Origin of the sequence: Salinicoccus roseus (genome assembly GCF_003814515.1) — a bacterium.
Classification (GTDB): Bacteria; Bacillota; Bacilli; order Staphylococcales; family Salinicoccaceae; genus Salinicoccus; species Salinicoccus roseus.
Map to the genome: position 1 here is coordinate 133,479 of NZ_RKQJ01000002.1, position 12,971 is coordinate 146,449.

The window sequence follows — 12,971 nt, forward strand, 5'->3', positions numbered from 1 at the left end:
TTATGGCCAGAAACCGATCCATCTCCAATAAGTATACGCGATGACGATCATGATTGCGATGCTCGCAAGCGTCAGCCACAGTCCCGGCCATAGAAAATCCTTCTGGCTGACTCTGCCTGTACTGTGCACCACGACATTCGGCATGGTTTCCACTATGAGAAGAAATCCGAGCAGCATTGAGATTGCTGAAGCAAAGACGATGACTACCGGATCCACACCAGACTGTACGGACAGGCTGATCAGAACAGGCATGAGGGTGATGACTGCCGTGGATACGTTGGTGACCCCCAAATGATAGATCTGGGACACAATGATGGTGATGGGAATGGCGAGCCATGGATTACTGAAGACATCGAGAACAAATTGTGGTGATACCAGCACCTCCAAAAGGTCGATGGCCCCGGACTCTATCAATGAATATCCCAAGGAGAGTGTAGCCCCGATCAGCAGCACCATCCCGAAGTTGATGTCGAGCATACGTTTCCAGGCGGCAAACCCCGTCACCGGCAGCGCCATCAATATGACCGCAAGCAGTGCCCCGAATGTCGGATGATATCCGTGCCAGGACTCGGTGAACCAGATCAGTATCGTGAGCACCAGTATTCCGATACATTTCTTTTCATCAATCGACAGAGTGCCCAGCTCTTCATATTTGCTCTTCATTTCAACCTGAAGTTTGTCGAATGAGTATGATTCCGGTGGATAGCATTTCCATACGATGTACATCGTCGCCAAGACGAGCAGGAACCACATTGGTGCAGCATATATGAACCATTGAAGATAGGATACCGATACGCCTTCATACAGCCTCAGTATTTCAACCGCCAGAATGTTCCCTATTGCTGCCGTAAGCACCACCGCGCCACTGACATTTCCACCGAAGGCGGCACCAATGTACATCAGCTTATTGAAGTTGGACCTTTCATCCACGCCGGTCTCTTCTATAATACTGCTCAATATCGGAAGCATCAGCGAAGCCCGGACAGCCGTGGCGGGAATGAAGAAGGCCTGCACCTGCATCAGGATGAAGAAGCCGACATAGATGCCCTTGGCCGACTTTCCCATGAGTGAGAGCAGAAAATAGGTCATCCGCTTTACAAGCAGCGTCTGGTTGACCCCGACTGCCATCATCATGCCGCCGATGATGAGGAAGACGGCCGGAGATGCGAAGCCGCTCAGGATTACATCCATCTCGACCGGCTTCATCACGATGAGCAGGACGATTATGACGATTGAGGTCAGTTCGATGGGGATGGGGGCAAATGCCCATAGCACAAGACCGAACACCATGATGGCGATCGTACTCCTGGCAGGCCACGAAACTGTGTCGGGCAGAAATATGAGCACCGCTATGAACAGCAGCACGGCTGCAGCGAATACGGCTGCCTGTCCCCACCTTACACCATTGGTATCCTTATATTTTTCCGCCATCTCATCGATCCTCCATAAGGCATTTTGCGATATAAAGAAATGCAGCATCGCAATATCGTCTGTTCTGAGCTCAAGTATATATAAAAAGGCTTTGCCAAAGCAAAGCCTTTTTATTCATCTTCTACCATTATATAGGTTGTTAAAATCAGCACAGGTATACCAACGGGCAGTTTCACTTCTATTCCAAATCAAGGCCCTGGGCAGTCTGCTCCCTTATTTCCTTCAATAGGCCGCTGTCTTCTATCAGCGAGTGGCCGTATGAAGGAATCATTTCCTTAATCTTCGGCTCCCATTTATCCATATATTGTGGGAAATTCCTTTCAAAAACCTCGAGCGCAACGGATACGGATGTAGAAGCGCCTGGGGATTCCCCCAGCATGGCCATGACGGAATTGTCTTCCGAATGGACCACTTCTGTTCCAAATTGGATGAACCCTTTCCCATACTCTTCAGTATCTTTGATCACCTGCACACGTTTTCCGGCTATGATCAGATCCCAATCCTCGTCTTTTGCTTCAGGCACGAACTTCCTCAGTTCCTTCATCCGGTCCGCCTTGTCCATCATGACCTGCTGAATGGAATACTTTACGAGCGGAACGTTCTTAATGCCTGCAGACAGCATGGTCAGTAGGTTGCTCGGATTAATGGATCTGAAAAGGTCCAGATTAGACCCATTCTTCAGGAATTTAGGCCCTATGGCCGCAAAGGGACCGAACAATAGACTCTGATCACCTTGGATATACCGCCGATCCAAATGCGGCACGGTCATCGGAGGTGTATTTGGCGGCTCCTTCCCATAAACTTTGGCTCCGTGCTGCTTTACTATTTCCGGGTTCGTACACACCAGAAATGCACCGCTTATCGGGAAGCCACCGAGGTTTCTGCTCTCAGGGATTTTTGTCTTCTGCAGCATCGGTATGGCATTGCCTCCAGCACCAATGAAGAGATAATCTGCTACATGGTATTCAACTTTATCCGTTTCAAGATTACGGACCTTGACGCCCCATTTACCATCTCTTCTCCTTTCGAAATCGAGCACCTCATGATTGTAATGCACTTCTGCATTGTCATGTTCACTGATGCTTTTCATCATCTTTCGTGTGAGTTCCCCGAAATTGACATCCGTTCCCGTGTCCATCTTACTCGCAGCAACAGGCTCTTCTGATGTACGCCCTTTGGTCATCAGTGGAATCCATTTTTCCATTTCATTGAGGTCTTCTGTATACTCCATGCCTTCAAACATCGGTAATGGGGATAAAGCCTCGTATCTTTTCCTCAGGAAATTCACATTATCCGCACCCTGTACAAAACTGATGTGCGGTAACGGACGGATGAATTCCTCTGGATTCTGTATCTCTTCATTTTTGACCAGGTAGGACCAGAATTGCTTGGAAACTTCAAATTGCTCATTTATTTCCTTTGCCTTTTCAATGTCTATCGATCCGTCTTCCTGTTCAACTGTATAATTCAGTTCACATAACGCAGCATGACCTGTCCCTGCATTATTCCTTTCGTTCGAGCTTTCTATTGCCGGTTGATCCAACCTTTCAAACAGCTTGATATTCCAATCCGGCTCTATATTCTTTAAAAATGAACCAAAAGTACTGCTCAAAATACCCGCACCGATCAAAATGATTCTTTTCGGCTCTGTGTTATCCATTTTACAGCCACCTTTCCAATTTAATTGATTTATTTTAATGATGATTTTCTTCTAATTCGTCTCTGTCCGCTTCTGGGCACGTAAAATCATCGTGAATATGGTTATCAATATGGCGATGATGAGGAAGAGCCCTATATTCAGTCCAAGACCGTTCACCCATACATACCCGATAGCCCCGGCAAGCACAAGATAGAATATTGTCGGGATGAGAAGACGGGAAATCAGTGTACCCTCTTTGCCGATAAGGCCGGCAGCTGCACTGGCTGCCACGACATTATGCACACATATCATGTTCCCAGCCGCACCTCCAACCGCTTGTAGTGCAACGATATAAAGCGGGTTTGCACCAATCTCATCGGCCACTCCGAACTGGAAGAGACCGAACATCATGTTGCTGACCGTGTTGCTGCCGGCGGCAAAGGCGCCCATTGCCCCGATTGCCGGAGAAATCAACGGCCAGCTGTCACCGAACAGGTTTGCAGCGCCCTGAGCGAGCACGAGCGGCATCGAATCGAGCCCTGCATCATTGATGCCCGAATTGATGAATACCTGTACAAGGGGCACGGAAACGATCAATGCAGCCATCGCAGCAAGTATCGTCCTGCCTGACAGCCTGAACGCATTCGCCATCCCCTTTCCATCGACCTTGTGCAGCCAACCTGTAAATACCGCCACTACGATGAAGACTACCCCGGGAATCATGAACGGGGTGAAGCTATGATTGATTCCGGTTCCAAAAATATCTTCAAAGGCGACCACCCACCCTGAAACGAGCGACTTCAGCCCCAATGCCTCCACACGTGTGACGACGAGCAGGATTGCGACCAGAACATAAGGCAGCCAGGCTTTAATCATTGAAATTTCCTTTGAAGGCCCTACTTCTGCAGAAATATCACTGAACCAGGATTTCTGCCATGTTTCCCGAGGCTCGAAGTCGAATGTCTGCTTCGGCATGAGGAAGCCTTTCTTCGCCAGAGGGATGACGATCGCCATGCCGACGAGTCCACCGAGCAGCGACGGGAACTCAGGTCCCAGGAAATTGGCTACAAGTGTAAACGGAATGACGAAGGCCAGACCTGCGAAGATGGCAAACGGCCATACGGCGAAACCTTCCCTGAAGCTTCTGTTCCTGCCGAAGAATTTTGTCAGCATGGCCGACATGAGCAGTGGAATGAATAATCCGACGAGGGCATGGAATATCGAGACCTGGCCGCCCACATCAAAGATGAAGCGCGACATTTCCTGACCCGTTCCTCCCAGGTAGCTGTTCACCACCGGCTGGTTCTCAAGGCTTGTATTCACCCCGACAAGTATCGGTGTACCCACCGCACCGTATGAAACCGGAGTGGATTGGAGCATCAGTGCAATCATTACCGCAGCAAGTGCGGGAAAGCCGAGGGCAATCAGAAGCGGTCCGACGATCGTCGCCGGTGCGCCCCATCCTGCAGCCCCTTCAAGAAAAGTTCCGAAGAGCCAGGCTACAATGATCGCCTGCACCCTCCTGTCCGGTGAAATGCTCGTGAATGAGGAGCGGATGGTGTCTACGGCACCACTTTCCTTCAACACATTCAGCAGCAGTACCGCACCAAATACGATGACACCGACTTCAAGCGCAGTCATGACCCCTTTCAATGCTGCGGCTGAAATGCTGACCACTCCCATCTGCCACCCGAAGTAAGCGATGAGCACGGTAATGATGAAGCTGTAGAGCATCCCCTTTTTGGCGGACCATCTCAAAACGACGAGAAAGAAGAAAATAGATAATATCGGTAAAAGGCTTAACAGAATCAGCATAAATAACCCCATCTCCCATGTTCGATTATAATCATCTAGTCATCAGATGACCATGTGTCTATTTGCTAATTCTATGAAAACGATTTCCAAATGTCAAACTTTTTTCAAAAAAAAAAAAAGAGACCTTACGGCCTCCCCTACTTATGATGTTCCAATAATACCGACTCCACACCATTGAGATGTGTGAGCATGGCTTCCTTTGCTCCTTCAATATCTTTCTTTCTGATTGCTTCGTATATTGCCTTATGTTCCTCATGAATTCTTCTGATGGATTTCTTCTCTTCATAAAGCCAGATCCTTCTTGTCTCCTTCATCGTCTCCAGCATTTTTTCCGAAACATCATCCAGCAGGTCCACAAGCATCTGGTTGCCTGTGGACTCTGCGATTGAAATATGGAATTCATAATCCGCCTGTTCCCCGAGCTCATTGTTCATGACTGCCGTCTGCATCTTCTCCAGAGCCCCATGAAGCTTCACCAGATCATCTTCATCTGCATGGGTACATGCCAGTTCAGCACATCCCACTTCAATGATTTTTCTGAGGCCCAGGAGGTTTTCGATATCCTTTCTCGTGATGATTTCGAATTCATATTCAAAGCCGAGCGGCATCCTTTCCTTTACATAGGACCCCTGTCCGTGTTTTACTTCAATGACATCCATTACCCTGAGCGTATTCAGTGCTTCCCGGACCGAAGCCGAAGATACTTGATGGGATTCGGCCATACTGCTGATCGAGGGGAGCTTGTCACCAGGGGTCAATATGCCTTTCCTAATATCTTCCATGATCAAATCTGCAATCTCTTCATGCACCTTTTTCCTTGAAATGCCCATTTGGATATACCTCTTTTACATTATTAATGTTCGTATATGATAGCACAAAACGAATGATTACAGTGATTTATCATTATATGAATATTTTGTAATGAAAATGAAATCGAAATTATCAGAAAACATATTGATTTATGTCTCGAAAATTGATAAGATGTATACAATTTTTAAATGCAGGGAGGCATTCGATATGTTGACACTCACTTTCTCAATCCTACTACTCATACTCGGTTATATGGTGTATGGAAAGATTATTGAGAGGATTTTTGTCATCGATGATAGTAACGAGACGCCGGCTTACAAAAGCGGCGACGGTGTCGACTATATTCCAATGCACCCGATCAAAGGCTGGCTGGTACAGTTACTTAACATCGCAGGGCTCGGCCCTGTGTTCGGCGCAGTGGCGGGTGCACTTTATGGACCCGTCGCACTCATTTGGATCGTAGTCGGCTGTATCTTTGCTGGCGCAGTACACGATTATTTTTCAGGAATGCTGAGCATCCGCAACAACGGCTCACAGTTTCCTGCACTTGTTGAGAAATACCTGGGAAAGAGCGTCAAGCTCTTCATCTATGTAGTTTCATTGGCACTCATGATTCTGGTTACAGCAGCCTTCACCGCTGGACCAGCTGAACTGATATCAATCAAAACAGGTGGAGCTATTCCATTCTTTGTCGCACTTGTACTTATTTTTGCGTATTTTCTACTTGCAGCAATGCTGCCGATCAACAAGATCATCGGGAAGATATACCCGATTTTCGGTGCCATACTCATCATCATGGCAGTTGCGGTATTTGGGGGACTTCTCCTGTCGGGAGCCCAGATACCGAATCTTACTTTATCCACGGCACACCCTGAGGGACTGCCTGTATGGCCACTGCTTATGGTCACCATCTCATGCGGTGCCATTTCCGGCTTCCACTCCACTCAGAGCCCGATCATCGCACGTACTGTGAGGAAGGAATCCGAAGGCCGCAAAGTCTTCTTCGGGGCCATGATTGCAGAAGGCATCATCGCCCTCATCTGGGCCACTGCCGGAATGACTTTCTTCGGTGGTACAAACGGCCTTGGAGCAGCACTGGCGAACGGTGGCCCTGCCGGGGTCATCGATTCCATCTCAATCGGGTACCTTGGCACCGCCGGGGCATTCCTGGCATTCATGGGAGCCATCGTACTGCCGATCACAACCGGTGACACAGCACTCCGTTCATCCAGAATGATCCTGACAGAAGCAACAGGAAAATTCGTTAAAGTCGCAAACAGGCCAAAACTTCTCATCATGACGGCCTGCGTCGCAATTCCTTCGTTCCTGCTTGCTACAATCGACTATTCCTTCTTATGGAGGTACTTGGGATTCACAAACCAGATGGTATCAGCAACGATGCTATGGGTAGCAGCAGCCTACCTGATCAAGGAAGAGAAATTGCACTTCGTTGCAGGACTTCCTGCAATTTTCATGACTGGCGTAGTCGGAACATACTTCTTCTACGCACCGGAAACACTGAACATGAGCTATGAAGTTTCGCTCGTTCTAGGGATGATTCCGGTCATCGCAACAACAGCACTCTATGCGAGAGCTGTATACAGACAGAAAGCAAGAAGCGTTGCTGAACCCACGCATATCGGTTAACAATTAAGGAGGAATTATTATGGCACAGACATTACAGATAGAACGGGCAAATCAATTGAAGGAAAAACCGGATGTTTCCACAGTAAAATTCGGAACAGTTTTTACAGACTATATGTTCACAAACAGATATACACCGGAACACGGCTGGTCACAGCCTTCCATCGTTCCCTACCAGAACCTTGAAATCTCGCCGAGCTGCCAGGCCATCCACTATGGGCAGTCTGTCTTCGAAGGACTGAAGGCATATAAGAATGGAGATGAGGTACTGCTCTTCAGACCGGACGAGAACTTCAAACGGATGAACCAGTCCCTCTCCCGCCTGTCCATGCCGGAGATCAATGAGGAAAACGCACTGAATGCACTCTACGAACTGCTGAAGGTCGAGCGTGACTGGGTACCGGGTGGTCCGGGGCAATCACTATATGTGAGGCCTTTCGTATTCGCGGATGAACCATTCCTTGGGGTCCGGCCATCTGAAACGTATCAGTTCAGCATCATCCTTTCCCCTGTAGCGAGCTACTACGGCGGACAGGCCGATCCGACCAGCATCTACGTGGAAGATGATTTCGTCCGTTCCGTACGCGGCGGCGTCGGTTCTGCCAAAGTCAGCGGCAACTATGCAGCCAGCCTGCTTGCGCAGAAGAAAGCTAACGAACTGGGATATGAACAGGTACTCTGGCTCGATGGCGTCGATCAGAAGTATGTTGAAGAAGTCGGCAGCATGAACATCTTCTTCGTACGTGATGGGGAACTCGTCACACCTAAACTTAACGGTTCCATCCTCCCTGGCATCACACGCAAATCAATCATCGAACTTGCCAAGTATAAAGGATATACCGTAAGGGAAGAGAAGATCCACATCGATGATCTTGCCAATGATCTGCACAGCGGCAGAATCACGGAAGTATTCGGTGCAGGAACAGCAGTCGTCATCTCCCCTGTCGGCAAGCTCAATATCCATGGTGTCGACCATATCGTCAATGACAACCAGGTCGGCCCGATCTCCCAAGAACTCTATGAGAACCTGACGGATATCCAGTACGGTCGTGCGGAAGATCCGTTCGGCTGGGTCGTAAGGCTATAGGACGCAAAAGAAGGATGTGAGACCTACTCACATCCTTCTTTTTTATGCAACGATCCATTTATTGCTGTACGACTCTGAAATCGACACTTCCGACATTTTCATACTCCACCCTGTATGTGCCTGTCTTCAGCGGCAGAGGCAGGTTGAAGGTACCCGAAGAGATGAAGAGCCCAGGGTTCAATTTTTCCCCTTGGGCTGCAAGGGTGCCGGCGAGCCATTTCACTGCACTGGCGGGATGGCCCAGAACTTCCGTTGATCGCCCCTCCTTGATTGCTTTCCCTTCATGGAACAGCGTGCCTTTGATATCTTCAATCGCTTTATAATCATAATGTGACGGCTCTCCATATACCACTGCGCCGTTCACTGCACCGTCGGCGATGATCTCCGTCAATGAAGTGTTCGGGAACCAATCCTTATACCGGCCGTCCGGCACTTCGGCTCCTGGAGCCACCCTGCACTTCTGCATGATGGCTGCCTCATCATCTTCAGGCAATATTTCTTCATCGACCAAAAAGACCAGTTCCATTTCAAGAAGTGGAATATTGTAATCGTTAAGGTTGATCTCCTTCTTAACCGTGCGGTCTGTCATCGCTCCGTATAGCGGAGAATCGCTGTGGAAAAGATCCTGTGTCTCCCGGCTAGTCAGACTGATCTTATAGCCTGTGAGCACTTCCCCATTCTCCTCCTTCAATTTCAGCACACCCCTCTGTACATCGTAGGCGGCCTCCTTCGATTCGATCTCAAGCACTCCCAATTCCAACGGTTCATTTGCAGCATAAGCAGTGTACAGCTGTTCAACAGATGACATGAAACCCCTCCTTGACTTTATACTAAATATAACACAGCTTTCCAAAATTTTTTTGGATTGTTAATTCAATCTTTAGTTGCCGTTTACATATAATTAATATTCTTAAACCGGAATTAATATCCAGTTGCTATGATTAAAACATCATGAAAAGGAGGAGATATTCACTTATGAAAAAATGGTTTATTGCTTCAATGCTCACTTTACTTGTTCTGGCATCTGTCTTCGGTTCCAACCCGGCTACAGCTGCTGGCGGAGGTTCCGGTTCACAAGGTGCGGATCAGGACTCGGACACTCCAAAGAATGTAATATATCTGATTGGTGACGGAATGGGTGTTACATACAACACCGCCTACAGATACTATAAGAATGGCGGATTTTCCGAAGACATGGCCGATACCGAATTCGACCATCACCTTGTGGGACAGCAGAAGACACATCCACATGACGAAGAGGAAAACATCACAGATTCTGCCGCTTCTGCCACAGCAATGGCTACAGGCTCCAAAACATACAACAATGCCATTGCGGTCGACCACGAGCTGAATGAGCTTGAAACTGCACTCGAGGTCGCCAAAGCGGCAGACAAGTCCACAGGCCTCGTCGCAACAAGTGAAATCACACATGCGACACCGGCAAGCTTCGGCGCCCATGACGAATCCAGGCACAATCATGCCGAGATCGCTGATGATTATTTTGACGAAAGAATAAATGATCAGATGAAAGTGGATGTCCTGCTTGGCGGCGGCATCGAATACTTCGACCGTGAAGACCGCAATCTGATTGAAGAATTCCAGAATGAAGGCTATGACTTCGTCAGCAATGCCCAGGAAATGCAGCAGTCACAGAACAACCAGCTGCTCGGCCTGTTCTCAGAAGGCGGCCTGCCTAAAAAATGGGATCGCACAGAAGAGACGCCTTCCCTTGAGAACATGACACAGACGGCGATTGATACGTTGAGTCAGGATGAAGAAGGTTTCTTCCTGATGGTTGAAGGCAGCCAGATCGACTGGGCCGGCCACGCCAATGACATAGCTGGTGCCATGAGCGAAATGGAAGACTTTGAAGCGGCATTCGCCGCAGCAATAGACTTTGCCGAACAGGATGGAGAAACGCTCGTCGTCACTACGGCAGACCATAACACAGGTGGCTTCTCCCTCGGACTGGATGGAGAATACAACTGGAATGCAGAACCACTTCATGAGATGCACCGCACACCTGAATTCATCACCGAAGAAATCCTCGAAACTGAAGATATCGAAGGTACACTGGATGCATACATCGACTGGGCTTTCACATCAGAGGAAATCGGTGCGCTGGAAGAAGCCCTGCTCCTTCCGACAGCCGACCGCTATGGTGAAATCGAAGGCATCATCAAAGGGGCCGTCGACAAGCGTACCTTCACCGGCTGGACGACAGGGGGACATACTGGAGAAGACGTCAATGTCTACGCCTATGGTCCAGGAAAGGAAAAATTCCAGGGTCTCACAGACAATATCGAACATGGCGACTTCATCAAGTCATTCATGGCACAATAATCCAATGTAATATGAAGAAAACCGGCACACTGCATGAAGCATGGCAGTGTGCCGGTTCTTATTTTCGTCTCCTTAGAATACTACCGCAAGGAATTCGAGAGCCCCTTCGCCCGTGTTGACAATGCCATGGGATTGGCCCCTGGTAATCAGGCAGAGGTCGCCAGGAACAACAGATTTGTGTGTACCATCCGCATCGATGAAGTCGGCTTGGCCACTCAGGATATAGTAGCCTTCCGAATCCTCCAGATGCTCGTGATAGCCGATGCTGCCACCCTTTTCGACCACCACTTTCGCAAAAAGGTCAAGTCCGTTCACATCATGCGCACCCAGATGCTTGGATATGGTGACGTTGCCCCTTCCACCGTGCAGGTCCGTGTAGTGTTCTGCAGTTTTTGGTTTCAATATCATGATTGCCCTCCTCTACTTGAATAGTCCGGGCAGGAATGTTGAAAGTGGCGGGAAGAAGATGATGATTGCCACCATCACTCCCACGATGGCCAATACATGAAGGATGTAGGGCAGCGTCTCTTCTATTCCCATCTTCCTGTCCGTGATGCTGCACCCTGCAATCAGTGACAGGCCGACAGGCGGTGTGATGTTCGCAAGCGCAAAGTTCATGATCAGTACCATCCCGAAGTGCACAGGATCGATGCCGTACTGGGTGGCGATCGGCATGAATATCGGACTCAGGAGGACGATCAGTGATGTCACTTCCGTCAAAGTCCCGAGAATCAGCAGAATGATCGACACGATGATCAGGAACATCCATGGGGAAGTAGCATACTCCAGAAAGAAGTTCGAAATCATGACCGGTATCCTGTTCGCCGTCAATACATATGTAAATGCATTGGCCGCCGAGATGATGATGAGGATCGTCGCAGATGTGACGGCGGAGGAAACCATGATTTCCCTATATGTCCTGAAATTGAGCTCCCTGTATACAAGAGCAAGGATGAATCCATAGGCAACCGCAATGACGGCCGCTTCCGTCGCTGTGGCGAAGCCGCTGAATATGCTCCCGAGGATGAATATCGGCGTAAGCAGCGGAAAGAATGCCTGCCACGCAATCTTCCAGAACGCCTTGCCCTTCGGCGTCTCGACCGAAATCTCACCATAACCCTTCTTCCTCGCGATGACGGCAACATATACCGACAGGGCCACCGTCAGCAATATACCAGGGATGACCCCCGCTATGAACAGGTCCCCGATTGAAATGTTCGCCGTAATGCCAAGTATGACCATCGTAATGCTTGGCGGGATGATGAGTCCGAGCACCCCTGCAGGGCCGATGATGCTTGCGATGAATGAATTGCTGTATTTCTCTTCCTGAAGACGTGGCACAAGCACCGAACCGACCGCATAGGTCGTAGCGACCGTCGAACCGGACACCGCACCGAACAGTGCCGTCGTCACGACAGTGGTGATTGCCGTGCCGCCTGTGAACCGCCCGACGATTGCACTGGATAGTGCCATCAGCCGCCTGGTCAATCCACCTTTGCCCATGATGTTGCCTGCCAATATGAACAGCGGCAGGGCAAGATAGGAGAAGCTGTCGACGCCTGCAAACATCCTCTGGATGACGATTTCAAGGGACACGCCGCCAAACAGCAGCATGGCAATCGATACCAGTCCGATGACATAGGCGATGGGCATGCCGATGAAGAGGAGCGCAAAGAATATGAGCAGTATGAGTACGATCATCATGATGCCGTCCCCCCTTCCTCTTCAGTCGCAGAGCCCGTCAGGTTGATTGCGATGAAATAGATTGAAAAGAGTCCGCTTACCGGAATCGCCAGATAGGAAATGCCAACCGGCATCTGCAATGTCGAGGTCGTCTGCGACATCGCACTCATCGACAGCATGAATCCGTAGTATGTCAGCACCGCATAGAATATGATGATCAGAACGTTGACCAGGATGTAAAGCACCTTGCGCTGCCTTTTCTTGAACTTATTGACGAAATAGTTCACCGCCAGGTGCATCTTCTCATAGATGGCCAGACTGCTGCCGAGGAAGGTCAGCCAGACGATGAACAGTCTGGACAACTCCTCTGTGCCCGGCATCGAATAGTCGAAGAACCTGGTGATGACCTGGAGCAGGACGATGAATGTAAGTAATGTGATTGTAATGATGCACATCCATGTCAGTACTTTGACAAGAATTCTTGTAAGTCCCATTTCATTTACGCCCCTTTGTCGGATG

At 49.1% G+C, this 12,971-nt stretch carries 11 protein-coding genes; 3 read left to right on the plus strand and 8 right to left on the minus strand.

Annotated features, from left to right (window positions below; translation table 11 throughout):
• The 4 genes from EDC33_RS07755 to EDC33_RS07770 form a co-directional block, all read right to left on the minus strand.
• Positions 1-1,431 (minus strand): SLC13 family permease, encoded by a 1,431-nt coding sequence (locus EDC33_RS07755; RefSeq protein WP_124010746.1) that lies wholly within the window; start codon positions 1,429-1,431, stop codon positions 1-3.
• Positions 1,432-1,609: 178 nt separating this feature from the next.
• On the minus strand, positions 1,610-3,091 hold the full coding sequence (gene mqo, locus EDC33_RS07760) for a malate dehydrogenase (quinone) (RefSeq protein WP_124010747.1): 1,482 nt from the start codon (positions 3,089-3,091) through the stop codon (positions 1,610-1,612).
• A 51-nt stretch (positions 3,092-3,142) separates the two neighbouring features.
• Positions 3,143-4,885, minus strand: a complete 1,743-nt coding sequence (locus tag EDC33_RS07765) for an L-lactate permease (protein WP_124010748.1) — start codon at positions 4,883-4,885, stop codon at positions 3,143-3,145.
• Positions 4,886-5,022: 137 nt separating this feature from the next.
• Positions 5,023-5,715, minus strand: a complete 693-nt coding sequence (locus EDC33_RS07770; protein WP_124010749.1) for a FadR/GntR family transcriptional regulator — start codon at positions 5,713-5,715, stop codon at positions 5,023-5,025.
• Positions 5,716-5,902: 187 nt separating this feature from the next.
• Here EDC33_RS07770 and EDC33_RS07775 point away from each other — a divergent pair, with 187 nt between their 5' ends.
• Positions 5,903-7,342, plus strand: a complete 1,440-nt coding sequence (locus tag EDC33_RS07775; RefSeq protein WP_040106052.1) for a carbon starvation CstA family protein — start codon at positions 5,903-5,905, stop codon at positions 7,340-7,342.
• A 19-nt stretch (positions 7,343-7,361) separates the two neighbouring features.
• The gene (locus tag EDC33_RS07780) at positions 7,362-8,426 is read left to right on the plus strand and encodes a branched-chain amino acid aminotransferase (protein ID WP_040106053.1); all 1,065 of its coding nucleotides are present in this window, start codon (positions 7,362-7,364) and stop codon (positions 8,424-8,426) included.
• Between the two features lie 58 nt (positions 8,427-8,484).
• Here EDC33_RS07780 and EDC33_RS07785 read toward each other — a convergent pair whose 3' ends face one another.
• Positions 8,485-9,234, minus strand: a complete 750-nt coding sequence (locus EDC33_RS07785; RefSeq protein ID WP_124010750.1) for a 2-keto-4-pentenoate hydratase — start codon at positions 9,232-9,234, stop codon at positions 8,485-8,487.
• A gap of 167 nt (positions 9,235-9,401) precedes the next feature.
• Between EDC33_RS07785 and EDC33_RS07790 the strand changes: the two genes are divergently transcribed.
• Positions 9,402-10,769, plus strand: coding sequence for an alkaline phosphatase (locus tag EDC33_RS07790; RefSeq protein WP_229716706.1), 1,368 nt, complete (start codon positions 9,402-9,404; stop codon positions 10,767-10,769).
• A gap of 72 nt (positions 10,770-10,841) precedes the next feature.
• On the opposite strand, the gene EDC33_RS07795 is transcribed toward EDC33_RS07790, so the two are convergent.
• The 3 genes from EDC33_RS07795 to EDC33_RS07805 are packed head-to-tail and all read right to left on the minus strand — an operon-like array spanning position 10,842 to position 12,946.
• Complete coding sequence (locus EDC33_RS07795) at positions 10,842-11,177, minus strand: cupin domain-containing protein (protein WP_124010751.1); 336 nt, start codon at positions 11,175-11,177, stop codon at positions 10,842-10,844.
• A 12-nt stretch (positions 11,178-11,189) separates the two neighbouring features.
• Positions 11,190-12,473, minus strand: a complete 1,284-nt coding sequence (locus EDC33_RS07800; RefSeq protein ID WP_188358195.1) for a TRAP transporter large permease — start codon at positions 12,471-12,473, stop codon at positions 11,190-11,192.
• The gene (locus tag EDC33_RS07805) at positions 12,470-12,946 is read right to left on the minus strand and encodes a TRAP transporter small permease (RefSeq protein ID WP_040106057.1); all 477 of its coding nucleotides are present in this window, start codon (positions 12,944-12,946) and stop codon (positions 12,470-12,472) included. The genes EDC33_RS07800 and EDC33_RS07805 overlap by 4 nt, the downstream gene beginning before the upstream one ends.
• Positions 12,947-12,971 lie beyond the last annotated feature (25 nt).